The organism is Nitrospira sp. MA-1, assembly GCA_032139905.1.
Taxonomy (GTDB): domain Bacteria; phylum Nitrospirota; class Nitrospiria; order Nitrospirales; family UBA8639; genus Nitrospira_E.
Genome location: JAQJDB010000002.1, coordinates 25,514 through 48,913, shown reverse-complemented (window position 1 = coordinate 48,913; position 23,400 = coordinate 25,514). Strand labels below are relative to the sequence as shown.

21 protein-coding genes and 1 tRNA gene are annotated in these 23,400 nt (G+C 49.4%); 11 read left to right on the top strand and 11 right to left on the bottom strand.

Features of this window, described 5'->3' with window-relative positions; all coding sequences use genetic code 11:
* Window positions 1-464: 464 nt before the first annotated feature.
* The 5 genes from PJI16_01025 to PJI16_01005 all read right to left on the bottom strand — a co-directional run bounded on the left by PJI16_01025 (window position 465) and on the right by PJI16_01005 (window position 6,741).
* Entirely contained in the window at window positions 465-1,355 is an 891-nt protein-coding gene (locus PJI16_01025; protein MDT3776140.1) for a response regulator, read from the bottom strand.
* Between the two features lie 233 nt (window positions 1,356-1,588).
* Window positions 1,589-3,916: an ATP-binding protein gene (locus tag PJI16_01020; protein MDT3776139.1), complete on the bottom strand. Its 2,328-nt coding sequence runs from the start codon at window positions 3,914-3,916 to the stop codon at window positions 1,589-1,591.
* Complete coding sequence (locus PJI16_01015) at window positions 3,903-4,862, bottom strand: ABC transporter substrate binding protein (GenBank protein ID MDT3776138.1); 960 nt, start codon at window positions 4,860-4,862, stop codon at window positions 3,903-3,905. Before PJI16_01015 ends, PJI16_01020 begins: the two co-directional genes overlap by 14 nt.
* Window positions 4,863-5,217: 355 nt before the next feature.
* Window positions 5,218-5,559: a hypothetical protein gene (locus PJI16_01010; protein MDT3776137.1), complete on the bottom strand. Its 342-nt coding sequence runs from the start codon at window positions 5,557-5,559 to the stop codon at window positions 5,218-5,220.
* A gap of 375 nt (window positions 5,560-5,934) precedes the next feature.
* On the bottom strand, window positions 5,935-6,741 hold the full coding sequence (locus tag PJI16_01005) for a symmetrical bis(5'-nucleosyl)-tetraphosphatase (protein MDT3776136.1): 807 nt from the start codon (window positions 6,739-6,741) through the stop codon (window positions 5,935-5,937).
* Between the two features lie 102 nt (window positions 6,742-6,843).
* On the opposite strand from PJI16_01005, the gene PJI16_01000 reads away from it, so the two are divergent.
* The 4 genes from PJI16_01000 to PJI16_00985 all read left to right on the top strand — a co-directional run bounded on the left by PJI16_01000 (window position 6,844) and on the right by PJI16_00985 (window position 8,983).
* The gene (locus PJI16_01000) at window positions 6,844-7,617 is read left to right on the top strand and encodes an alpha/beta hydrolase (GenBank protein ID MDT3776135.1); all 774 of its coding nucleotides are present in this window, start codon (window positions 6,844-6,846) and stop codon (window positions 7,615-7,617) included.
* A gap of 34 nt (window positions 7,618-7,651) precedes the next feature.
* Window positions 7,652-8,191: an MOSC domain-containing protein gene (locus tag PJI16_00995; GenBank protein MDT3776134.1), complete on the top strand. Its 540-nt coding sequence runs from the start codon at window positions 7,652-7,654 to the stop codon at window positions 8,189-8,191.
* 1 nt (window position 8,192) lies between these two features.
* Window positions 8,193-8,855 (top strand): class I SAM-dependent methyltransferase, encoded by a 663-nt coding sequence (locus tag PJI16_00990; protein MDT3776133.1) that lies wholly within the window; start codon window positions 8,193-8,195, stop codon window positions 8,853-8,855.
* A 54-nt stretch (window positions 8,856-8,909) separates the two neighbouring features.
* A tRNA-Gln gene (locus PJI16_00985) sits at window positions 8,910-8,983 on the top strand.
* A gap of 140 nt (window positions 8,984-9,123) precedes the next feature.
* Here PJI16_00985 and PJI16_00980 read toward each other — a convergent pair.
* On the bottom strand, window positions 9,124-9,951 hold the full coding sequence (locus tag PJI16_00980; GenBank protein ID MDT3776132.1) for a response regulator: 828 nt from the start codon (window positions 9,949-9,951) through the stop codon (window positions 9,124-9,126).
* Window positions 9,952-10,766: 815 nt separating this feature from the next.
* Between PJI16_00980 and pyrF the strand changes: the two genes are divergently transcribed.
* The 6 genes from pyrF (at window position 10,767) to PJI16_00950 (ending at window position 17,055) form a co-directional block, all read left to right on the top strand.
* The gene (gene pyrF / locus PJI16_00975; protein MDT3776131.1) at window positions 10,767-11,537 is read left to right on the top strand and encodes an orotidine-5'-phosphate decarboxylase; all 771 of its coding nucleotides are present in this window, start codon (window positions 10,767-10,769) and stop codon (window positions 11,535-11,537) included.
* An 806-nt stretch (window positions 11,538-12,343) separates the two neighbouring features.
* On the top strand, window positions 12,344-14,311 hold the full coding sequence (locus tag PJI16_00970; protein MDT3776130.1) for a response regulator: 1,968 nt from the start codon (window positions 12,344-12,346) through the stop codon (window positions 14,309-14,311).
* A gap of 292 nt (window positions 14,312-14,603) precedes the next feature.
* Window positions 14,604-14,975 carry a response regulator gene (locus tag PJI16_00965; GenBank protein MDT3776129.1) on the top strand — a complete coding sequence of 124 codons (372 nt, stop codon included), beginning with the start codon at window positions 14,604-14,606 and terminating at the stop codon, window positions 14,973-14,975.
* Window positions 14,976-15,004: 29 nt separating this feature from the next.
* Window positions 15,005-15,583, top strand: coding sequence for a hypothetical protein (locus tag PJI16_00960; GenBank protein MDT3776128.1), 579 nt, complete (start codon window positions 15,005-15,007; stop codon window positions 15,581-15,583).
* A 50-nt stretch (window positions 15,584-15,633) separates the two neighbouring features.
* Window positions 15,634-16,233 carry a nitroreductase family protein gene (locus PJI16_00955; protein MDT3776127.1) on the top strand — a complete coding sequence of 200 codons (600 nt, stop codon included), beginning with the start codon at window positions 15,634-15,636 and terminating at the stop codon, window positions 16,231-16,233.
* Window positions 16,234-16,458: 225 nt separating this feature from the next.
* Window positions 16,459-17,055, top strand: a complete 597-nt coding sequence (locus PJI16_00950; protein ID MDT3776126.1) for a class II aldolase/adducin family protein — start codon at window positions 16,459-16,461, stop codon at window positions 17,053-17,055.
* Between the two features lie 270 nt (window positions 17,056-17,325).
* Here the strand turns inward: PJI16_00950 and fxsT are convergent, their stop codons facing one another.
* Window positions 17,326-19,383: an FxSxx-COOH system tetratricopeptide repeat protein gene (gene fxsT / locus PJI16_00945; GenBank protein MDT3776125.1), complete on the bottom strand. Its 2,058-nt coding sequence runs from the start codon at window positions 19,381-19,383 to the stop codon at window positions 17,326-17,328.
* Between the two features lie 230 nt (window positions 19,384-19,613).
* Entirely contained in the window at window positions 19,614-20,054 is a 441-nt protein-coding gene (locus tag PJI16_00940; protein MDT3776124.1) for a hypothetical protein, read from the bottom strand.
* 31 nt (window positions 20,055-20,085) lie between these two features.
* On the opposite strand from PJI16_00940, the gene PJI16_00935 reads away from it, so the two are divergent.
* Window positions 20,086-20,535, top strand: coding sequence for a hypothetical protein (locus PJI16_00935; protein ID MDT3776123.1), 450 nt, complete (start codon window positions 20,086-20,088; stop codon window positions 20,533-20,535).
* A gap of 11 nt (window positions 20,536-20,546) precedes the next feature.
* Here the strand turns inward: PJI16_00935 and recR are convergent, their stop codons facing one another.
* From recR to dnaX, 3 genes are read right to left on the bottom strand one after another with little or no spacing between them, the layout of a single operon-like run.
* A complete protein-coding gene (gene recR / locus PJI16_00930; GenBank protein MDT3776122.1) occupies window positions 20,547-21,185 on the bottom strand; it encodes a recombination mediator RecR in 639 nt (212 codons plus the stop codon).
* Window positions 21,186-21,204: 19 nt separating this feature from the next.
* A complete protein-coding gene (locus PJI16_00925; GenBank protein MDT3776121.1) occupies window positions 21,205-21,531 on the bottom strand; it encodes a YbaB/EbfC family nucleoid-associated protein in 327 nt (108 codons plus the stop codon).
* Window positions 21,531-23,351 carry a DNA polymerase III subunit gamma/tau gene (dnaX, locus tag PJI16_00920; GenBank protein MDT3776120.1) on the bottom strand — a complete coding sequence of 607 codons (1,821 nt, stop codon included), beginning with the start codon at window positions 23,349-23,351 and terminating at the stop codon, window positions 21,531-21,533. The genes PJI16_00925 and dnaX overlap by 1 nt, the downstream gene beginning before the upstream one ends.
* Window positions 23,352-23,400: the final 49 nt, after the last annotated feature.

The window sequence follows — 23,400 nt, the reverse complement described above, 5'->3', positions numbered from 1 at the left end:
ATTGGCTATTCCGGTCTCAAGGTTAAATAACCGGGGCAGGCATGCCCCATCAAAAAAATATCCGGTGGTCAAGGAATAAAAATCCTCCCAAACCCCCTTTCCTTGCATTGGTGCTTGACATGTTTTCCAAACAGACGGCCTTTCACTTTGACTCTGTTTGCCATGGGAAGTAAGGCCTGGCTGTTGGTTCCTGTGACAACGATTTTGTTCCTTTTTGGGTGGTTGATTCCGGAAAAGGAGTTGTTGGTGAAAATGTTTAAAATGTTTTGGAATCGGTCAAAATGAAAATTTCCCGCATCTCCAACTTAGTTTCTTCCTAAGGGGTCGTATCCAATTTTTCTTGCTTGGAATCTTTCTTCTGCGGGCCGTTCTAATACATGAGGCTTCATGGCAGGGGTTCACGGTTTCAGCCTCGGCAGGGTATGGAGTGTCATGGCCAGATGACCGGGGTGCCGAAATTTTTTCTAGGACTCAGGTGATTTCTTCACCACAGGACGGGTCACCGCGCAGGTGAATTCCTGGCCTTGAAAATTGAGGAGATACACTGAAATCTCAATAGGGAACTCCTGGCCATTTTTGGTGCGGTGGATCGATGGGTAGGATAAGGGGTGACCCTTCCGCAAGCTTTCCAGGTGTTGTTGAAATTTTTCATTGTCATGGTAGGGGGCAATGTCGGGAATACGAAGGGTTTGGAGTTCTTCCTGTGTATATCCTAAGGCGTCGCAAGCAGCCTGATTGGCAAAACGTAAGCGTTTATCCGAATCCGCCACCATGATCCCATTGGGTACATGATCAAACGCGAATTGCATCAGTTGCGCGTACTCTGCCAGTCGTTCATATGCGGTGAGGTTCAATGATTGCTGCGTGGTCCCCTCAAGGGAAGCCCCGGTTGAGCTTGGTTGAAGAAGTGAGGGGAAGGTGGTCATTGGAACCGTGGGCGCGGAAGAGCCTTGCCACCCTCCGATGGCTATGTTTCGTGCCAAACAGGCCCGATGAATGGCAGATTTAACTTCCTGCCGTTTGTACGGTTTGGTGAGGTAGGCGAAAGCTTTATCGAGAATGTCGGGGTTGGCAGTCTTTCGTAAGGAGGTAAAGGCGGTCAACAGGATCACGGGCAAGTGTGGATGCGTTTGAGAGAGTTCGTTGAGAACTTCAATGCCATCCCGGTCAGGAAGTCCGACATCGAGGAGCACGACCTCATACGATGAGGTCGTACTTTTTTTGAGGGCTGCCCCTCCGGTCTCTACAGGGTCCACCTCAAAACCTTCCTGGCGAAGGTAATCAGAGAGGGCAAGAAGAATGTCGGTGTCGTCATCCACGAGCAAAACTCGCGGCTTCGTGGACAAAGGTGACATCTTTCCTTTCCTTGCAGGCGATCCAGAACCTTGTGGAATGTGGAAACCAGAGGTCACCTAGAATTGTTTCTACAGCCCTCCAGCAATTCTTAGGAAAAACTTCTGCAAATTGCGGGCTTACGTAAATGATTGTTTTTCGAAGAGGAGAGAACTGTCAAAATAAAAAAATGTATCCATTTAGATAATTGTTGTATCTAGACGGATACATTTTTGACAAATTTCAATTCTGATTTTTAGGAAATTGGCGTCGATGTTGTGACGGGTAAAATAACACAGAAGCGACTGCCCTCTCCTGGCGTACTCTCCACCCAAATCGACCCGCCGTGCAGCTCGACTAAACTCTTGGTAATAGCCAGGCCGAGGCCGGCTCCTCGACTTTTCATTTCAGATGATTGCCCACGGTAAAATCGTTCAAAAACCGTCTGTTGTTCCTCGAGAGGAATGCCGCAACCGTTATCAATGACACAGGTTTGAAGCATGCCGTCTTCCCGCTGCTTCACTTCCACGGTCACGGTTCCGGAAGATTCCGTAAATTTGAGGGCATTATTGATGAGATTGGTAAAAATCTGAATGAGTTTATCCCGATCGCCTTGGATGAATCCGATTGGAGGGGAAATATGAGCTTCGAGAATGAGAGACCGTTCCTGCGCCATAGGTTGTAATGTTTCCACGACCTCTCTTACGAGGCTGCCCATGTTGACGGAGCTCTGGTGCAAGTCCATGCGGCCGGCTTCGATGCGGGAAAGGTCCAAAAGATCATTAATCATTCGAGTGAGTCGTTCGATATTGTATTTCATTCGTTCCAGGTAGAAGGATTGTCGGTCATTCAGATTCCCGACTAAGCCATCCAACATATTTTCCACCAACCCTTTGATAGAGGTCATCGGGGTGCGAAGTTCATGTGAGACAATCGATACGAAGGAGGATTTTAACCGGTCTAATTCTTGAAGTCGTTCATTGGCCGACTGCAGGTCTTGCGTGCGTTCTTTGACCCGTTCTTCGAGAGTTTGAGCGAGTTTTTCGACTTCTTCATAGGTTTGGGCGTTGTCGATGGCCACAGCCACGTGACTGGCTATGGTCAAAAGCAAATCCAGATCTTCCTGCGTGCAGCGTTGGTTCCCGCGATCGGCTCCCAGATATCCCAGGACGCGTTGATGACTTAGCAGCGGTGCGCACACAAAAGAGCTCACTTCCATTTGTCGACAGATTGGAAGGAGGAGAGGGCTCAACTGATGGGCTATTTCCTCCAGATCGTATGCCAGGACCGGACGTCCGTGGATTAAAAGGGTTTCATCTATGCTTCCTGGCGTAATGGGAAATTCAAGGTCTCGAATTTGTGTCTCCAATTCCGGAGGTACCCCGGACACATCTGAGATCATGCACTTGGTGCTTCCTGGATCCTGGAGAATCAGGATCATACGTTGGAACCCCAGATTTTTTCGAAGAAGCTTCAGGACAGTGGAAAACAGTTTTTGAATATCTAATGTCGAGGTGATCACAATTCCGGTTTGGTGCAAGGTACTGAGTTGTGTGACCTGTTTCGTGATGGTGTGAACATAATGGGAGATGGCTTCTTCACGTTGTTGGAGGGCTCGTGCCATCCGATCGATGCTGGTGGTGAGTTGTCCTACTTCATCCTGGGTGTCAGCGGTAACCGTCACGGCCAGATCCCCTTCAGCGATTTTTTGAGAGGCTTCCACCAAACGATGAAGAGGCGTAACGATGCGATTGGCTAACAGAATTGTGAGAAGAATGCCCACGAGGATGATTACCACGGTGAGGAGACCGATGTGCCATACCGTTTGGTTGAGGGATTGTTGCATGTGTGCGGTGCTGAGGCCGATTTGGATGATGCCGATGATGCCGGACGGTTGGGGGGGAACTGTCAGACGGTCTTGAAGGTTTTCTGACAACAGCAGTTCCATTGTGGAGAGCCGCCTATCTTGCCGGTAGACCGGAAGGGCGAAATCGTAAATGGTTTCTGATCCGACTCTGAATCCTTCTGCACCCTTTCGTTCTGCGGACCTACTAGGGAGAAGTCCTTCCTTGAGCGGTGAGGTATGTAAGACTGTCAAAAGTGGCTCAATGATGAAATTTTTTGGAGCTGATGTGATCAGACTCTCTGTAAGGGAATCATCCGGGAATAAGGGATGCGTTTCGTCCCGAGTGAGCTTCGTCGAATTCACTAACTTTCCTTTTGATTTCCCGACTAACACGTTACCGTCCTGGTCGCGTGCGATGGCGTAGACGACCTCTGGAGCCGATAACGCGCCTTCTAACATCGTCTCCAGATAGTGTGTATCTTGAATAATGAGTCGATTGACGCTGACATTGTTTAGTGTTTTAACCAGTATCGTTCCCGTTTTGAGTAGCGCACCTTTCATGACCTCGGCTTCCTGCTGAATGAGGTATCCACTGAGGCTTGAGCAGGCAAGAACGATGATCAGACTGACAAACAAGGAAAACTTCGTTCGTAAGGTGAGAAATCCCCGGGGTATTCCGGTGGGTTCAGTTGGGAGAGGCGATGGCGCTAGAGTAAGTTGGGGGTTAAAATTGCTCATCGAATTGCCTCAGAATGTCTGGAGTGAGAGAGAGGCTCAAGTACCTCGCGGACTTCTGATTGATGGACTGATGGACGCGTTTGGGAGGGATAATCGTTCCCAATAGTGATGAAGCCGTTTGTCCGGCCAGCTGTTGGGTAAGCTGGCCGGCCTGTTTGCCAATGTCCACATAATGAAAATATGCGCCGACAACTGCGCCGCTACGCACTAATCCGGCGGAAAAACCGACGACGGGAATCTTGGCTTCCAAGGTTGTACTCAACAGAAAATCCAGAGTGTTTTCGGTGAGAACGGTACTGTCTGGTAACAGCCACAAGGCGTCGATGTGGCCTTTGAGAGCATTGAGTGCGGAAGTGACATCTTGTTCTTGATGTACTTCTTTGGAGACGATCGTGATGCCCAATGTCTTGGCGTCATGGAGAAGTTGACTATGCATTTCGTTTGATTTTTGCGGATCGAAAAGCACTCCTATGCGTGAAACCTTGGGTGCCAAAGTGTGTAGAGACTTTAGGTGTTGTCGGAATGGGACATCCAGAGAGAGACCGACCATGTTGGCGGTCGGCAAGCCATATTTTTCCGGATCAAGAACCAGACAAAATATGACGGGGATATCCAGAATTTCGAGTTTGGCAGCCAGAGCCGCTTTTAATCCCACGGCCAGCACAACCTTGGCATTAGACGCGCGAATGCGCCGCGATAGAATGCGGCCTTTTGCCATGTCCCCCTGGAGATCGTATTCCTCTGTCACGTGAAAGGAGGAAGGGAGAGCCGATGTAAATGCGTTAATGGCTTCAGAGTAGGCGTTGATGTCTGCCGACTTCAGGATGGCGACTTCCTCGGCAAAGGTGACAGTGGACAGGTTGAGCAATAATCCCACACACAAGCTCACCCGGATAAGCTGCATCCAATGAGGTGATCGGTGGGATATATCCCTTAAATTGTTCATTATTTCTCAGCGACGATTATGAGGTAATTCGTTCTAGATTTACCTTGTTTTCGCCTCGGATTTTGTGGGGTTAAGGCGGAAACGCACCTTTCCCTTGGGATTTTTACCCAAATATTGAGAAGAAGCAAGGATAGTACCGATGGAAACTAGCCAATAATAATGAGAAATTTTTGAGTTGGATTTGAGCAGAAATTTAAGGGGATGATGGCTTATATAGAGGGGAAGAGCGAATCCGCCTAGGACGGTTCATCAGATGGAATGGGAAGTCATCTTCAGAATATTGCATTGAAAAATGAGGCATTCCCAGATATTCGGAAGACAACACTTGCCCAGAAAGACTGTGCCTGTGAAAACTCTAGGGTAAGCGATGCCAATCGTATTCTGAAACAAATTGAGCGGTAAGTGAGCGAATCATTCTGGATTCTGCCGTTTCTTGAATTTTGGGAGTCTGATAATGTGGTTGCCAGCCGCAATTCAGGCAACGTATCACGGTTTCATTCGAAGTTTCTCCACCCTCTTTGTGCACCAAGCCTTGGCATTTCGGACATTGAGAAAGTGTGTTGGCAATGTAGGTTGGTGGATCGGGTCTGAGTGAATCCAAATGGATGCGAGTATGGCGTCGGCGAATTTTTCTGATTGTGCTAGACGGGTTATTGGCGGATGAATTGGTCATTTGTTGAAGAGTGGATTTCATCATGAGTATCCCTTCTCTAAAAGATAAATGCAGTGGTGGTGTGCTCTTAAGTCTTTAGGATTGCTTCCTTTCCCTCTCAATTGCGTTTTCCGGTGGTACCTAGTGATTTAAGCAAGAGAAGTGCCTGAAGAACGAAAATTAATTCTAAAAAGAAAATACCAATAATAAGTAAGAAATATGGTGCTAACCGATTAGAACTACGCACATGGTCAGGGGGTAAGGAAAATCACGTGTTATCCAAACGGATACAGCATGTATCTCATCAGATACAGGGAATGGGTGGTTTTGAAACGTTGGAGGAATGTCCGGGGAATTATGAGTATATGGGATAACGGATGCTGCCCCGCCTTTCGTATGACGGCGGGTGGGGCGATCTGATTATATCTTTGAGCAGGTGACGCGAAAAAGTTTTTGGTCTTCAAGTCGGAGGGCAATGAGTTCCCGCCCCCACACGCATCCGCCGTCGATGGCGAAAACCCGCGGACCTTTCACTACTCCTAAGGCCGACCAATGTCCAAAAATAATAGTGTCCTCTTGTGTCGCTCGATTGGGAACTTGGAACCATGGCATATATCCTTGAGGGGCGTCGTTCGGATGCCCCTTGAATGAGAAATCAGGAATACCTTCTTTGGTACAAATCCGGAGGCGAGTCAAGACATTGGTAGTGAGACCTAACCGTTCGTCAGGGCTCAGATGGGGAGAAAACACGTTAGCTTTTCGAAAATAGATTGCGGGGAGGCGCTGGTGAAAATTCTCATCCTGCAAGGCTTCCTCCACCTCACGAGCTAACTCCAGTACTTGAGAAATGGACCAGGATGGTAAGAGGCCTGCATGAACAAGGCAATATCCATCTTCGACGTGGGCAAGGGGTCGAAAGCGCAACCAGGTGAGTAATTCATCCACATCAGGTGCCGAGAGAACTGATTGTAAGGTGTCTTTTCGACTAAGGGCGGTTATCTTGGCCCACACCGCCAGAAGATGTAAGTCATGATTGCCCAACACAGTGATGGCCGAGGCCCCCAACTGTTTGATGAGACGAAGCACTTCCAGGGAATCAGGTCCTCGATTGACTAAGTCCCCGGCGAACCAGAGACGATCGGTTGCGGGATTAAAGCGAACCTTTTCTATCAGACGGTGTAAGGCCTGGACGCATCCCTGTACATCTCCAATTGCATACGTAGCCATTGTGAAGGATCCTCGGATGGTAAAAGGAAATTCTAGCTGAAGAATACCCTAATCTAGCATTTTTTTTCCGCGTTGGTGTCAGGGTCTTGCTACAATGGGCACATGTTTGAAGGAGTCTTTGTTTTTCAACCCTCTCCCTGGGACGATCGGAATTGGGCGAGTCTCAGTGGACTGCCTTTAGAAGAGGTATGGCTCCCCGTTGATGAGTCCGTCACGATTTTCGGCTGGTTTGTAAACGCTGGACCAACCAAGCCGGTGCTCCTGTGGTGTCATGGCAATGCGGGTAATATCAGCCATCGGTTAGACAATATTCGTGAGCTGTATCGGTGGGGATTATCTGTTTTCATTTTTGATTATCGGGGCTATGGCCGGAGCACGGGCTCTCCTTCTGAAGCCGGCCTGTATCAAGATGCCCTGGCCGGATATGACTATCTTTTGAACCGTCGCGGGATTGACTCGAACCGGATTGTCGTGTTTGGACGGTCTCTTGGCGCTTGTGTGGCTGGGGAAGTGGCTATTCGCCGGGCATCGGCCGGAGTCATTCTTGAAGGGGCGTTTCCATCTATCCAGGCCATGTCGGACCACCATTACTTAGGATTGCCGGCTCGGTGGTTGTTAAATGCGGAGTTCAATCTGGCTGAAAAGGTTGCCAAGCTCAGGCGTCCGCTATTGGTGATTCATGGCGAAAAGGATTCCATTGTTCCGGTGTCCTTGGGGCGGCAAATTTATGATGCCGCACATGAACCTAAGCAATGGTTTGTGGTAGTGGGTGCGGAACATAATGATGTGCCGTTTGTTGGGGGAACCGCCTATTTTCAGAAAATCATGGGCTTTGTTCAGACTGTGGTCTCCAAAGGACATGGAGGATCGCAATGAATGATGTAATCCTGCTTGACCACCATTTTGATTGATGGCTACCATCCTCATTGTTCTGGACCACTATATTGCCGGATTAAACAAGTTCATGGGTTCTGTTCCGTATCTCTATCAAATAAATTGTTCTCCAGGCGGACTCCCCAAGCTGCCCGTGTCCAAGGCCTGGATCACCTTCAATGGGATAAATGGAGACCGGTCTCGGAATCGGGTACTACATGGCGGGCCGGATCGGGCATTATGCCTGTTTTCGTTTGAGGTCCTTAAGGCCTTACAACGCGAGGGACACACTGTTCACGCTGGAGCCTCCGGAGAAAACCTGACCGTGGCCGGTCTGAACTGGGCACAACTGAAGCCAGGGGACCATTTGAAAATTGGAGAAGAGGTGCAGATCGAATTGACTAGCTATTGCGAACCATGCCGTCATAATGCGCAATGGTTTGTGAATGGAGACTTTTTCCGGATCTCTCACCGGCAGCATCCTGGATGGAGCCGGTTATATGCTCGAGTGTTGTCCGAGGGACGCGTACGGCAAGGTGATGGCGTGTGGGTCGAAACGTTGCCGAAAGGAAGGTGAAATGATGGAACGGGTGCTCGAACCGGAAATTATGGATGAACCTGAGCAAGTTCAGGCCTATGCCGAGGCGGATTTTCAAGAAGAAAATCAAGGTTTTGTGGATAATTTTCTTCGACTCTTTGAGGATCGTGATGGCCCTCATGTTGTGGATGTGGGTTGCGGCCCCGGTGATATCTCTATCCGCCTGGCAAGGAGTCATCCCACCTGCAGGATTACAGGAATTGATGCCTCCATCCCCATGATTACCTGGGCGGAACAGGCCGTGAAGCAAGCTGGGTTAGCCCATCGAATAGAATTTCTCTCTCAACGGTTTCAAGATGTCAGTTTGGCCACTCCAGCTGATGCAGTAATGTCAAACAGTTTGGCCCACCATGTTCCCAATCCCCTACGATTTTGGTATGAGATAAAAAAAATGCTCAAACCCGGCGGGTTAGTGCTGGTCATGGATCTCCTTCGTCCCGATTCTCCCGAGGAGGCTCAAGCGCTCGTCGATCAGTATGCGGCTCAAGAACCAAAGAGATTACAGCAGGATTTCTTTCACTCCCTGTTGGCGGCATTTACGGAGGATGAGGTGGCTGCCCACCTCGCAGAACTTAATTTAAGTCGTTTGATGGTAGATGTGCCGGATGATCGGCATTGGATCGTGTATGGAAGGGTGTACTAACCCGGTAAAGATCTTGACGCTTTGGTCCTGTAAGTCTTAAAGTGCTCGTTCGGTTGGGGGATCGTCTAGGGGCAAGACATAAGATTTTGGATCTTAGAACCCAGGTTCGATTCCTGGTCCCCCAGCCAGTCAATATCCTCCTCCCATCGACATATCTACGACAAACTCTATTCCTTCTTCTTAAGTCCTTTACTTTATTCAGGTTTGTTTTGATCATTCTGGCTTTGAAGCCGGTCGAAAACATCTTTTCGACAGAAGTGCCTCAGTTTTATTGATATTGCAGAGGACTTTCATTTTTTGGTTCTCGCAAGGAGAGGTCTCGAATGAATCCGGAATAGGAAGGATGCGTTCCTGTCGTCCAGGAGTTTAAAGAAAGTTCAATGGGGAATTCCTGACCGCTTTTCCTTAATCCATGGAGTACGACCGTTTTTCCGATGACGTGAGCTTCGCCTGTCGTCTGCAATCGTTGTATGCCTTTGGTATGAGCTTCCCGATACCGACTGGGCATGATCAGTGTCAGTGGTTTTCCAAACATTTCCTCTGCGGTATATTCGAACATCGATTCAGCAGCCTTATTCCACGACATGATGCGGCCGGTGTGATCGGCTAATACAATGGCATCAATGGCTGCTTGAAAGACGGCTTGAAAGCGGATTTCGCTTTCATACAAGGCGTGACGGGCGCGTTCCATTTTTTTTGCCAGGGCATAAGCCTTAAGTGCCTGCCGGACCGTGGACCTAATTTCGGAACGATTGATGGGTTTATGCAAATAGGCGAAAGCGCCTTGTTCTTCAAGGGGGCCGGTCACATCATCAAGAGTGGTATAACTCGACAAAATAATGATGGGAAGACCTGGCACCGCTTTTGCTAACTTTTCTAGAACGAGTAAGCCATCCATGTCAGGGAGTTTGACGTCCAGGATCACGACACTAGGCGAGTGATGTTTCACGCATTCCAAGGCGGTCACTCCTGTTGAGGCCACATTAATTTGATGTCCTTCGGCCTCGAGAAGATCTCGTAAGGTTAGGACAATATCCTGTTCATCGTCGACAACGAGAATTGGGGAAGAGGACGGTATTGGAGCGGTGGTTGCCATGGTTTAAACCTCATGACTGGGGAAACTGACGTGTTCAATATGGATCTTCATGAGAATGGCCGTATGATGAATACCCACGCAATCTATGTACCATTAACGGGAAGGGTGAATCGGTTAGGCGATAAGTATTTGAATGAAGCGGTAATTTTTGAAAATTATTGCAAGGAAAAGTCCATTTATCGTAGATTTTCATTTATGAGAGACGGTAATTTGATATCTGTTTGGATACATCCATATATCCAAATGGATACACAACCGTGATCTGTATACTGCCCGGGATGAAATTGACGGAGAAGGGTACTGCAGAATTTGACCTGGCTTTCCCATCCGTTTCTTTTACTAGATCGACTATCTACCTTCCAGATCCAACAATCGAACTTTATCAAACGCAAAATTGTGATGGGCACTCATCTCATCGGCTTCGAAATCCGAGTCGGTGATTTTGTCATTTATGGCAGAAACATAAAAATATTTGGACCAATCCGGTGGGTAGGATGTGTGAGGAAATAGAGGGAATAGATCGAGGAAATCTATGCAGATCCATGGTGCTTAAGTTCGGATCGATGAGCCAAAAATGGCAGGTTCGGTCCCGATGTGTTGTCGCTTGAGTTCATCGATTGGATATGGCACTCTCCGCTGGTGATTAATATGATTTGGCCCATATTCATGGGGCAATCGGGTCTGTTGCTAATTCTTAATTGAGAAAGCCTGATATATGTCCACGGATCTCTCTCCTTGGACTGTACACAGATTCCTCATCCTCTCATTCCCATAAATGGGTAGTCACTAAAGTATATAGTGAGTTTGGAGAAAATATGGTTACCCCAATACAGGAGCGGTTAATTGTCGCACTTGATGTGTCCTCTGTAGAGGAAGCTCGTCGATATGTGAAAGATTTAGAGGGTGTGGTCTGGTTTTATAAAATTGGCCTTGAATTATTTCTGGCCGTTAATGTGGATTTTATTAAGGAATTACGCGCACAAAATTGCCGGATCTTTTTAGATCTGAAAATGAATGATATCGATGAAACCGTGCGTCGAGCCGTGAATCTTGCTGCTGACCTTGATGTTGATTTTCTTACCATTTTAGGAAATCATGCCACGGCCAAAGCTGCGGTGCTTGGTCGAGGGGCGGGGTCAATACAAATTTTGACTGTTCCGCTCCTTTCAAGCTGGGGGGAAAAGGATCTTCAAGACCTGGGGATGTTAAGTATACAAGCGGGAGATCCCGCACGTTTTCATTCTCTGGATGACTACGTTCTGTGGCGGGCAGATATGGCAATGGCCCAAGGGTGTGATGGCTTGATCGCCTCAGGGAAATATGTCGGAATTCTGAGAGAACGATTTGGGCAGAAGGCGCTCATTGTCTCCCCAGGTGTGAGACCGGCCGGGCAGAATACCCATGAACATCAACGTTCGTTAACTCCTTTTGATGCCATTCGAGCCGGGGCAGATTTTTTAGTCGTTGGGCGACCTATTCGCGATGCGGATAATCGGCGGAAAATGGCGCAAGCGATTCAAGAGGAGATTGTCCTGGCGGTCAAGGCTGGTCCCTCGAAAAAGCAGGCATTGGTTGGGGGAAGATAGCTGGGGTGCCACAGCAGCAGGCTGAAGCTACCAAAGTGGCTTTCATAAAATTACCAAATTGCCGGCACGTTTTTTTTTCTTCCCTTCCTTCCTTTAGGGATGTCTAACCTTTTTCCATGTTTCCTTTTGTCTCTAGGCTATTCGCCATACTTCCCTTAAGGGTTAGCATGATGAAACGAGTCCTTTTCTATTGAGTAATCATGAGTGAACTGTGATGTCTTGTCGTAACGGATTGTGATCCACCGTTTTTTTGAACATCACAGAGGAGCAATTGGAATTGCCAATGAATCTCTCCCTGATATTCATTCCTTTCCTTAACCTTCTCCCTTTTCTTAAGGGGGAGTATAGTGCGTGACCATTAATGCCGGGATTGGTATGATGGAATCGGATGAGTGGAAAAAACAGGGAATTGATTTTCAGAGGGCTGGGAGCCATGATCAATTCCATGAGGGAAACAGTATCATATATCGTGGATGCTGAAATTCGGTGTGTCGGAGTAGCCTGAGTATTCCTGATATTTCAGAAAAAGAGTGATGTGGAAATAGAACTGTGAGACTTGGGGTGTATCGTTGAAGTTTTTTCCAAAGTGGGTTCCAAAACAAGTATATGCCGCTAATCACCTGGGCAACGGGACTATCTCCCACATGATGAGAAGAGTAAATGTCTGATAGGTCGATGAAATGTAGACCTTGGTTTTGGATGGCTGGATCCAAATGATTCAAAGGGAAGAAGCTCCAAATAGACCTTCGAATAGATTTTAAGGATGACGAACAGGGTTCTGGACGGTAGGCATTAGGGAGGGATGTATGACGATGCGAAGGGAATGGTTGCGAATTCTCATTGTGGAAGACCGTCCAAGCCAATTGGAAATGAATGTCAATGATCTGGCTGAGGAAGGCTATCAGGTGGTGGGGGCCAGGACGGCTGCGGAAGCTTCGGAGTTTGCCAGATGTGAAAGTTTTGCGGTCGCAGTGGTCAATGTGCAAGCGCCAGATGCCGCCGGAGTTTCATTACTTTCTCTTCTCAAGTCGAAAAATGCAGAAATTCAGATGGTCCTGAGTGCAGCCTTTGCCAGCCTGGATTCAGCGAAGGGTGTCATAGGTGAGAGCGCCGTTTCCTACATAAAACGGGAAGGGTCTCCATCCGAATTACTTGGTATTATTCGTCGAACGTTTCGTGACCAACTGACGGAATACACCAAAGACCTGGAGAGATCTCTGACAGAGCGTGATGAACGGTTTCGGCAACTGGTGGATCATATTAAGGAAGTGTTTTGGGTCTTTGCCCCCGACCAGTCCGAAGTCTGGTATGTGAGCCCTCAATATGAAACCGTCTGGGGTCGCAGTTGTGCAAGTTTTAGAGAGGACCCTCAAAGCCTATGGAATGCTATTCATCCTCAAGATCAACCACGATTTCTCACTCACCAAATTGAGCCGGATGGGAATGGGGTTCAGGGAGAATGCCGGATTGTGAGACCGGATAATACTATTCGGTGGGTGCGAATACAAACAGTTCCAATTCGAAAGTCCAATGGGGACTTGCTGAGTCTTGCGGGAGTTGCGGAGGACATTACAGAACGGAAGCGTGTGGAGGAGGCTCTCACGAAAACGGAGCGCCAATTTCGGCAATCAAGCCGCATGGAAGCTATTGGGACGTTGGCAGGTGGCATCGCCCATGATTTTAATAATATTTTAACGGCAATTTTGGGCTACACCGAATTGGCCTTGGCCACGGTTCCAAAGGAAAGCCGTACTCAACGAAATCTGCAAGAAGTGCTGACTGCGGGTCACCGAGCCAAGCACTTAGTGCTTCAAATTTTGACCTTTAGTCGTCAAGCTGGTCAGGGGAAGAAACCCACACCTCTTCACATGGTCGTCCGGGAAGCCTTGAAACTCTTACGATCTACGATTCCCACCACCATTGAGATCCGTCAGTCATTGAAAACAGAGTCCACCATTCTCGCGGATCCGACCCAAATGCATCAGATCATTATCAATCTATGCACCAACGCTGAATATGCTATGCGAGAACCCGGGGGGATTTTGTACGTCGCTCTGGAGGATGTGGAGGTGACGGAGGACCTGACCGGAGCTATCTCGGGATTACATATTGGTCCGCATGTTCGGTTGACGGTGGAAGATACCGGTTCGGGCATGACTCCTGAGGTACTTGAGCGGTTGTTTGATCCTTTCTTCACCACCAAGCCGATTGGCGAGGGGTCTGGGATGGGGATGGCCGTGGTGCATGGAATTATTACGGGTCATAGAGGAGCCATTGTCGTGCAGAGTGTCGTGAATAAGGGGACAAAGATCGAAGTCTATCTCCCGACTGTTCCGACCCAGGTCTTTGAGCCTATCCACGATCCAAAAGCTATTCAGAATGGGAAAGAATCAATTTTATTTGTGGATGATGAAGAGACCATTGTGCGGCTTGGGAAGGAACTTCTCACGCAACTGGGATATACGGTGGAAGTGCACACGAGTTCAATTGAAGCTCTGAGGACATTTAGCGAAGACCCGCATCGTTTTGATCTCGTCATTACTGACCAAGCAATGCCGGGATTGACCGGCGAGGCCTTATCCCGTGAGCTTCTGCGGATTCGCCCGGACCTCCCCATAATTTTGTGTACAGGATTCAGTCATGTGATTTCCGCGGAACGAGCGAAGGCATTGGGAATTCAGGGCTATTTAATGAAGCCATTGGCCATTCGGGACCTGGTTCCCATTATTCGCCATGTGCTTGATAAAACACCTTCGTCGTTAGCCGAGTCTTGACTTATCCGAAGATGAATCCATGGGTAAGCCAGGGTTCTCTTGGTTGGGTGGTGCGCGGTGAATCACTCCAGCAGATGCCGGGTATTCCGGGAATGTTATTCAATAATCATGAATACCAGAAGTGGATGGTTCATTGGCGATAACGTTCGAGGGCTGAGCCGGGAGGTTTTGAGCTTGGCCCATACCATTAATTTTTGGAGGAGCCACAGTTGGTCGCACAGTTCGTGGTGGATCTGTTCCTAGGGAAAAGGAAGAGGACCATCCGGAGTGGGGCGTGGAAAGAGACAAAATAATGGCAAACATTCTTGTTGTGGATGATGATCGGCAGGTTTGTGACTTGTTGAAGCAGGCCTTGGAAGATAAGGGATATACTGTGGACTGTGCTACAAACGGAGTCGAAGGCATCAAGGAATATCGCAACCGCCCAGCCGATCTGATTATTTTAGACATTCTTATGCCCGAAAAAGAGGGGCTTGAGACCATACTGGATTTGCGGCGTGAATTTCCTCAGGTGAAAATCATCGCGATGTCCGGCGGAAGTGAGCGAGCCAAACTCGATTTGTTAGACCTTGCTCGTCGCTTAGGAGCTCAACACACCATCGATAAGCCTTTCCAATTGCACGCCATAACGGACCTCGTTACACAAGCCCTTCACGAAAATTAGCCAGGGTTTACCTATTTGGCCCACGAGCAATGCTGTATTTTCGGACTCAACCCGATGCCGTGTTTATCCCTTTTGTGAGGCAAGCGCTTGACCACGAACTGCAAGCCGTGCGGCGTGTCGCGTCTCACAATGATGTTGAGGCCTGGTTGGTGGAGTATCCGGCCGTGGGGACGCTGTTTACTCCCTATAGTGCACTTATCACGCTTGAGGAATTGCTGGTGGCTCATGAGGCCGCAATGGTCTATCGATTAACTGACTATCATTGGCTTCTGGTATACGAATGTCTCAAAAGTTATTGTCTGTGGCACAACGATCAAATTTATGAAGGATCGGTGTCGTTTGCCATGCTAGGGGGGTACCGGTTTGGGTTGGTGGATTTCGAGACGATGACCAACCGGTATTTCTGGGATCATGACTTTATGGAACTGTTGTATGCTGATACGGATGAACCTGAATGCTGTCCATGTGGAGAACACACAGACAGGTCCGATATAAATCTCTCTTATGGATTACGTCCGCATCCCGAGAAGCTCAAATTAACCCAGGTAGAGGAGATCGCCTGGTGCATTCCGGAGCCAGAAGAATGTGGCCAGTGGCGTCTACCATAAGACCGAATTATCAATAAGTGAAGTGGGGGTAATGTCCCTCAGGAGAAACCATGGAAAAACCCGCGGAGGTGCAATTCCACATTCATGATCTGTTAGGCCGTCGCTGGAGTCCAAGGGCCTTTGCCGATCAGCCGGTAGAACGAGAAAAAATCCAACGCTTGTTGGAAGCAGCACGATGGGCTTCCTCCTGTTTTAACGAACAGCCCTGGGTCTTTATTCTCGCGACCATCGAGCACCCCGAGAACCATCAGAAGCTTCTGAGTTGTCTGGTGGAGGGAAACCAAATCTGGGCGAAGCGAGCCCCACTCCTTCTGCTCACCGTGGCAAAACTCCATTTTGATCATAATGGAGAGGTCAACCGCCATGCCTATCATGATATCGGGTTGGCCGTGGGCAATCTGGTTATGCAAGCCACAGCCATGGATCTGTCGGTTCATCAGATGGCTGGGATTCTTCCCGACGCCATTCGCGAACGCTATGCCCTTCCCGCCGGCTATGAAGCCGTCACCGGGATTGCCATCGGGTACCAGGGAGATGCTTCCACACTTCCTGATGGGCTTCGTGAACGGGAGTTGGCGCCACGGTCTCGTAAGCCGTTGAGGGAATTTGTGTTTTCCGAGACGTGGGGACAAACCCCGGAATATTTGTAACGCATTGAATCCCCCCGATCTATGTATCGGAGCGATCCATCCCACGTTCTTGGACTGCTTCCCTCGCTCATCAGAAGCAGTGAGTTCTCTCTGTATATCTACGGGATCATGTCTGATAAAGCCAGGCATGTGCTCTGTGAAAGGGTAAGACGAAAAGAAAACAGGATGGTAAACTTCCTGAGGAAATGAAGGCCTATTCAACAATAATGGAGGGGAAATGAATCTATGATTACAGCCATAGGCGATGTGTTACGGCGATGTTATGAGCGGGGGTGGATTACCAGCCGTGACGGAAATTGTAGTCTCAGACGAGCGAGGAGCGTCTACCTGTACGTCACTCCTTCAGGCTGGCGAAAGACAATTGTTCATCCCGAGCATATGGTCAAAATTAAGTTTGTCGCTGGGAAGTTGCAGGTGGCTCCCGGAACCAATCCTTCCGGTGAGCTGCATATGCATTATCTCCTGACCAGAGGGATGAATCGGACGCGGGCCGTCGTGCATGTGCATCCAACCCATGTGGTCGCAGCCATCTATCGGGGGTTCGATCTTCAGAAAATCTGCAAAGACTTTCCGGAAATCTACCGCTACACCCGTATCGGGCCAACCGCGCCCGCTCTTCCTGCCATCAGTACGGAACTTGGAGAAGCCACGGCGAAGGCCTTAGGTGTTACAGAAGCCAACCCGGCAGGCGATTACGATATTGTCGGCCAAGCCAATCACGGAGTCTGCTCCATGGCACCGGACCCCTGGTCAGCCTATGAGCATATCGAACGGTTGGATCATATATGCGAAATTGTCCTGAAAAGCGGCGTCTCCCCCTGACAGGATGGTGAAAATGGCCATCAGCTTTGTTCTCGCTTCACTTAGGAACTCAACGTACATGAGTACGTTTCGTCCCTTCGCTTGCTGCGGCCGCGCTGAATGGCCATTTTGACCATCCTGCCAACTGTCCGCTTCGGTTCCGATGTCTCGGTACGTCCCAAGCAGATTGAAAAATCGGAGAATTTCCCCCTCCCCAGTGGGGAGAGGGCTAGGAGAGGAATACACATACCACTGGGCATTATCGATTGTTCTAGTTGATTGCATCAATTTTTAAGTATTCTCACCCTCCATCTTTTTCAAAAAATCTTCATAGTTTTCTCTCACAGTTTGCGTGTCGGGGTGTTCTAATCCTAAGGCTTCCTCCAAAATGGTGAGGGTGCGCTGGTAGAGAGGCTCGGCTTTACCGTACTGCCCTTGGCTGTCATAGAGGCCCGCCAAATTGTTGAGGCTGGTGGCAACATCGGGATGCGTGGGCCCCAAGGCTTCTTCCCAAATGGCCAGGGAGCGCTGGAAGAGGGGCTCGGCGTCGGGGTAACGGGCCCGTTCGTAAAGATAAATTGCGGTTTGGTTTAAAATCCGTGCCCCTTCCTGCGACCCAAGGTTGTTGGTGATAATCATTGAGGTGCAGTGTTGAGCCTGGACCAGTAAACGTTCGCATTGTGGCCAATTTTCAAATTCTGGTGACGGAAACACATGGTCCATGGCTCGAATGAATCGTTCATTCCATTGCTGGTGTATCTCGCCATCAAGACTCTTTAGGATGACGGCTTGGACCAAGCGATGGATGTCCAAGGTTTTGGTTGTCATGTCCCGGTGGATGAGGGAAAATTTTAAAATGTCCCCTATGGCGTTGTTAAACGATAGGGTATTCCCAGCCACCGGTCCGAGAATCGGACCAAGTTCGGACGCTCCCTCGATGATGAGTTCTTCTGGTATGGAATCGGGATGAAGAAAGGCACAGCATCTTAAAAGCTCGGCAGTGGCGGGATTAGCCTGTTCGATTTTTTGAAAGGATAAAATCCAGGTTGTCGCGACTGGATCAGGATGTCCAGGTGCAAAGAGACCTCGTTCCTTGAGAAGTTCGATCCCATGCGACTTATAGAGTTCGAAGTAGGCAGCTAATCCACAATGGGTTGCTTCAATGTAGGCACCAGCCTGGTCGAAGGCGAGGGGTAGGCCATCGAGTTCTCTGACAATAGGAAGAGATTGATCGCGCAGTTCTGGGGGAATGGTGTCATTGGAAGTATCTTTAGTGATCATTTTGGCACGCAGTAAAAGAAAAACTACTCCTTCCTGCTCAGGTAATTTTTTGACTTCTACACGTGAGATCGTCCCTGTCGCTTGTGCTCTTGTCGTGAGCAGTATATGGCCTGATTGAAAATCCTGGATGAAAGGCTGGATTAAGGAGAGGTCATCGGCATTGTCCAGGATCAAAAGCCATTCGTCATGTTGTTTGAGCCACCGAAGGACGGCGTTAACGAACTCTTGCTGATCCTTTACCTGTTTTTCCGGCAGGTTCAACGGCGTGGCGAGTTGGGCAAAGTCTGATGTGAGAGATTCCTTGGATTCGGCTTTGACCCAGAGAATATGGCTGTAGTCGTCTTTGTGGCGATAAGCATACTCCATAGCCGTTTGCGTTTTGCCAATTCCTCCCAATCCTGAGAACGCAGCCCGTTTTGTTGAGAGAAGCGCCTTGTGAATTTCCCCAAGAATATCTTCTCTCCCCGTAAAAAACGGATTCCGGTCAAGCGGAATGTTCCAGATAGTTTTAGGGGTATTTCCGGTAGATGGTTGGGCTGGACCGGATTGATTCAAAATTTTCAACAGGCTCTGTGCGACCTCTAAGAGAACCTGGTCTTGTTCATGTTCAGCCAGGGAGTTCAGCGGTGTGGTTGGCGAGTTTGCTGACTGCAAGGTGGCAAGAGAGAGTTCTTCGGGGCCGTGGACCGGGTCCGGGTATTTGAAAGTTGTTTCTTTAAACAAACAATGGCGTACGATGACGGGTAGAATGATCACTCCCCTGTCTTTGGCATTCTTGAGAAGGACCGGAAGTTCACTATTTCGAATATAGGTGGAAGCCAAAAAGGCGGGACTGACCAACAAGACTGCAGTCCTGGTGCTTTCTAAGGTTTGCTGTATTCGGTTGTGCCAATCCTGTCCGGTCACAATGTCTTTGTCGGACCAGGCACATACTTGATCTTGAATGGCAAGTGGAGTCAATTGCTCCAAAAGGCGATCCAGCCACCGTTTGCTCGGATCGGGACTTTCATTATCTGTGTGGGCGTAGCACACAAACACCGGTAAACGAGAGGGAATGGTTTCACTCATCAGTGGCGTGCTCTCCAGGATTTAGGTTAGGTTGGCAAAAGCCAATGAATTTATCAACAACAGGTTTTACGATGGGTTATTATTGGAGCTCTCTGATCTTGTGTGTTCCGAATTCTTCCTTGCCCAAACAGAAAAAAATGACTATCATTTTTCCTGAACGAATGATGCAACTTTCCCATGGTTTTAAAACATTATCCATACATTAGGTGCTAGAAAGGACTCTGCATGGCTCAAAAGAAATCTGTTCGTCGCGTGGCTTCAAAGCCCTCTTCGAAGAAACCATCCGTAACCAAAAAAAAGACCCTGGCTTCTAAGTCTGCTGTGACGAAAAAGCCGGCAAGAACCGGTACAGCGTTGGGAAAGAAAAAGACTCCCTCCAAAGGTCCTTCTGCGAAAAAGCCGGTTGGCGCTAAAAAATCACCAACGAAAGCCAAATTAGCTTCCTCTAAAAGCGTTTCTGCAAAAAAGACGGGTACGCCAAAAAAACCTGTGGTGAAGAATACTAAGACCCGTACCCCCACAAAAAGGAACGTGGTGAAAGCCGTTTCCACCCCCACAGCCAAAAAGCCCGCTGCTCCAAAACGGTCGCCTCTCAAGAAGAAGAAGGCTTCGGTTGTGAAGAACACAATCGTTGCCCCACGGCCTTCCGCCACGAAATCTGTGGTCACCAAGAAGGAGCCTTCGCTTTCTCAAAAGAAGGTTGTGACGGCACAAACGAAGAATCCACAGGCCCGGACTCCAAGTCGATCAGCTCCATCCCCTACCCGTTCAACCGGGACAAAGACCGGAGGAGAACTCCTTTCTTCCACGGAACGCTATAATCTGGGTGGTCTGTTCGTCTGCGCGATTGAACGAGTGAACGATCCCGAATTCAAACGGCTTCGTGCCGTCTTTCGTCATTTGGATCTTCCCTCCCAAGAAAAAGATAATCTTCTTCGCCTGTCCCAAGGATTGACGATACCGAAATTGTTTGCGGATGGCGTAGGACAGGACAAGGTCAGTGGAATCCTGTCGAGTTTAATTTCGTTTGCGTCGGCTGAAGGGGCCTATGAGAAAAAATGGCGGGATGAAATCAGACAGGTTGGGATATGGTTGGGGTATTTTCCCCAGCAGTTCGAACAGATTGAACAAAAGGTTTTAGCGAAACGGTAACAGGGTGCTGGCTACCCGAGATCGCGGCGGCCTTCAATGGATTTGAGTAGAGTGACCTCATCGGCATATTCGATATCCATGCCGACAGGAATGCCATAGGCGATACGGGAGACCTTGACCCCCAAGGGTTTTAATCGCTTGGTCAGATAAATGGCGGTGGCCTCTCCTTCAATCGTGGGGTTGGTGGCCACGATGACTTCCTTGAATTCACCGTTCTGGACCCGGTTTTCCAGGTCATGGGTGCGGATATCTGCCGGCCCGATGCCGTCCAGCGGTGAAAGCGCCCCATAGAGCACGTGATAGAGGCCTCGAAAGGCCCGGCTTTGTTCGATCGCATGGAGGGTGCTGGGTTCTTCCACCACGAGGATGGTCGTGGTGTCCCGTTTCGGGTCCAGGCAAATTTCGCAGAGGGGACCTTCGGCAATATTCCGGCATTGGGTGCAGAAGGAGACCCCTTCTTTCACGTCACGAATGGCATCGGCCAGGCGAAGCGCCTCTTCCCGGTCCGTTTTCATGAGATGAAAGGCCAGCCGTTGAGCCGTTTTTTGCCCAATACCGGGCAACCGCACGAGTTCACGGCTGAGACGAGCGACCAGCCCCTGAGGTTGGCTATTGGCCCTGGTATGTTTGGTCGGAGTGGTTTCCAGCATGATAAACCTCGTTTGATGATTAGAACATGCCCGGAATGCCCATCCCTCCCGTGAGAGATTTCATTTCTTCAGCCATGAGTTCTTTCGCCTTTCGCAAGGCTTCATTGGATGCGGCGACGATTAAGTCTTGCAACATGTCATGGTCACCGGATTTCAGCACTTCCGGATCGATGGTCAGCTTGGTTAATTGCATGGCGCCGTTGGCTTCCACGGTCACCATCCCGCCTCCGGCTGAAGCCTCGACGGATTTCGTGGCCGCTTCCTCTTGAATCTTTCCCATTTTTTCCTGCATGGCCTGGGCTTGCTTTAAAAGATTGCCCATATTAGAGAATGGATTTTTAGACATTAGCGTACCTCCTCCTTTTGCGGGGTTCTTTCTGCCGATACGACTTCCCCCCCGAATAGTTCCAATGCTTGTTTCACCAAAGGGTGGGCCTTCACGTTTTCAATCAGATCCTGGTCCTGCTCAAGTTTTTTTTTTGCTCGTAATTCACTGGTTGACGGCGGGTAAGCCTGCCCTTCTTGAAATTCAATGACTTGGACTTTTACCGGGCGGCCGGCGAATTCCTCGCATATTTGACCGATCAGCACGCGATTTTCCGGTTTGTCCGTCCGCCAGCGAGCAATCGAATCTTTTTTGGAATAACCCAGGATAATGGAGCCTGCGCTCATGGACACGACACTTCCCTTCTCCAGGAAACTCCCGATATTCGGATGGTCGTTAATCATGCGCTCCACGACGAGTTCCCAATTTAACGCCATAGGTGAGTCTGACGAATGCTGGGCAGCCGAGTTGGGGCTGGCCTTGGGTTCGCCATTGTCAGATGACACTGTTGTTGAAGCCGCCTTTTCCGCACCAGGTGGTGTTGAGGAAGGAAACATCGTCGTGGCGCCGCCACTGGGCCTGGATCGGCTTGGAGGAGCCACCGTTTTTTCCGCAGGTACTTGGACCTTAGCCGGTTGTGCGGGAGACGGAGTCGATGCTGCAGTCGGCAATACTTTTGCGTGTGAAACAGATGGGGCGGGTGCATTGGCCTTCTGTTCTGTTGTGGTGGAAGTCACTGTCACAGGATCAAGAAGTGCTGCTCGTACTACTGCAGCTTCAATCAGGAACCGTGGATGAGAACTTCCTCGGAGTCCGTCCTCTGTTCGCGAGAAAATGGCAAACAGAGCCTGTAAATAGGGCTCGGAGAATTGTTGGGCTTGTGCGATGGCCTGATCGACTTCCTCATCTCCCAATTCAAGAAGCGTTTGCACTTGTGAGCGTGAGGGCACCACGCAAGCTACCAGCAGATTGCGGCAACGCTCCAACAGTTCCCGGCAATACACTCGAACATCAAACCCCTGGTCGACTAACTGACCCACGAGAGACATCGTTTGGGCAGCCTGGTGCCCAAGAATGGCGTCAATCATGAGCCGGACGAGTTCGTCCGGCACGGACCCAATCAGCATTTCCAAATCGCTATGCTGGATGCGTTCTCCACCGAAGGAGACGGCCTGATCCAGCAGACTCAACGCGTCTCGCATACTGCCTTCGCTGGCGCGAGCCAGGGCCGATAGGCTTCGATCTTCGACAGTCACGCCGGTTTGAGTGGCCACGTGGCGTAGTTGGGCGATGATTTCTAAGCGAGAAATGCGTCGAAAGGTGAAGTGCTGACAGCGCGAAAGAATGGTAGCGGGAATTTTATGAACTTCCGTTGTGGCAAAAATAAAGACACAATGATTCGGCGGTTCTTCCAGTGTTTTGAGGAGGGCGTTGAAGGCCGAGTTGGACAACATATGTACTTCGTCGATGATGTAGACCCGGTATGTGCCATGAAACGGGGCAAACTTGACGTTTTCCCGAAGTTCCCGAACATCGTCCACGCCGGTATTGGAAGCACCGTCAATTTCAATGACATCGACAGAATTGCCTCTGGTGATTTCCACGCAACTTGGGCAGGTTCCGCAGGCGTGGCTGGTCGGGCCCTGTTCACAATTAAGGGATTTGGCCAGGATGCGCGCAACGGTGGTTTTGCCGACTCCCCGCATGCCGGAAAAGACATAGGCGTGGGCTACCCGCTTGCGGTCGATCGCATTGGTAAGTGTTTGCACGACATGAGATTGCCCCAGGACTTCTTTGAAGTTAGTCGGGCGGTATTTCCGTGCTGAAACCTGAAATTCCATAATGTGCGTTAACCAGGAAAAGGGTTTTTCCTTGAGCACCCTCGAAGAC

What these genes read in the sequence shown, in the direction of transcription:
- recR (MDT3776122.1), bottom strand. Translation starts at nt 21,185, where the DNA reads ATGCTGGAAACCACTCCGACCAAACATACCAGGGCCAATAGCCAACCT.
- PJI16_01000 (MDT3776135.1), top strand. Translation starts at nt 6,844, where the DNA reads ATGTTTGAAGGAGTCTTTGTTTTTCAACCCTCTCCCTGGGACGATCGG.
- PJI16_01020 (MDT3776139.1), bottom strand. Translation starts at nt 3,916, where the DNA reads ATGAGCAATTTTAACCCCCAACTTACTCTAGCGCCATCGCCTCTCCCA.
- PJI16_00995 (MDT3776134.1), top strand. Translation starts at nt 7,652, where the DNA reads ATGGCTACCATCCTCATTGTTCTGGACCACTATATTGCCGGATTAAAC.
- PJI16_01015 (MDT3776138.1), bottom strand. Translation starts at nt 4,862, where the DNA reads ATGAACAATTTAAGGGATATATCCCACCGATCACCTCATTGGATGCAG.
- PJI16_00980 (MDT3776132.1), bottom strand. Translation starts at nt 9,951, where the DNA reads ATGGCAACCACCGCTCCAATACCGTCCTCTTCCCCAATTCTCGTTGTC.
- PJI16_00960 (MDT3776128.1), top strand. Translation starts at nt 15,005, where the DNA reads ATGCTGTATTTTCGGACTCAACCCGATGCCGTGTTTATCCCTTTTGTG.
- PJI16_00925 (MDT3776121.1), bottom strand. Translation starts at nt 21,531, where the DNA reads ATGTCTAAAAATCCATTCTCTAATATGGGCAATCTTTTAAAGCAAGCC.
- pyrF (MDT3776131.1), top strand. Translation starts at nt 10,767, where the DNA reads ATGGTTACCCCAATACAGGAGCGGTTAATTGTCGCACTTGATGTGTCC.
- PJI16_00970 (MDT3776130.1), top strand. Translation starts at nt 12,344, where the DNA reads ATGACGATGCGAAGGGAATGGTTGCGAATTCTCATTGTGGAAGACCGT.
- PJI16_01010 (MDT3776137.1), bottom strand. Translation starts at nt 5,559, where the DNA reads ATGATGAAATCCACTCTTCAACAAATGACCAATTCATCCGCCAATAAC.
- PJI16_00955 (MDT3776127.1), top strand. Translation starts at nt 15,634, where the DNA reads ATGGAAAAACCCGCGGAGGTGCAATTCCACATTCATGATCTGTTAGGC.
- dnaX (MDT3776120.1), bottom strand. Translation starts at nt 23,351, where the DNA reads ATGGAATTTCAGGTTTCAGCACGGAAATACCGCCCGACTAACTTCAAA.
- PJI16_01005 (MDT3776136.1), bottom strand. Translation starts at nt 6,741, where the DNA reads ATGGCTACGTATGCAATTGGAGATGTACAGGGATGCGTCCAGGCCTTA.
- PJI16_00990 (MDT3776133.1), top strand. Translation starts at nt 8,193, where the DNA reads ATGATGGAACGGGTGCTCGAACCGGAAATTATGGATGAACCTGAGCAA.
- PJI16_00950 (MDT3776126.1), top strand. Translation starts at nt 16,459, where the DNA reads ATGATTACAGCCATAGGCGATGTGTTACGGCGATGTTATGAGCGGGGG.
- fxsT (MDT3776125.1), bottom strand. Translation starts at nt 19,383, where the DNA reads ATGAGTGAAACCATTCCCTCTCGTTTACCGGTGTTTGTGTGCTACGCC.
- PJI16_00965 (MDT3776129.1), top strand. Translation starts at nt 14,604, where the DNA reads ATGGCAAACATTCTTGTTGTGGATGATGATCGGCAGGTTTGTGACTTG.
- PJI16_01025 (MDT3776140.1), bottom strand. Translation starts at nt 1,355, where the DNA reads ATGTCACCTTTGTCCACGAAGCCGCGAGTTTTGCTCGTGGATGACGAC.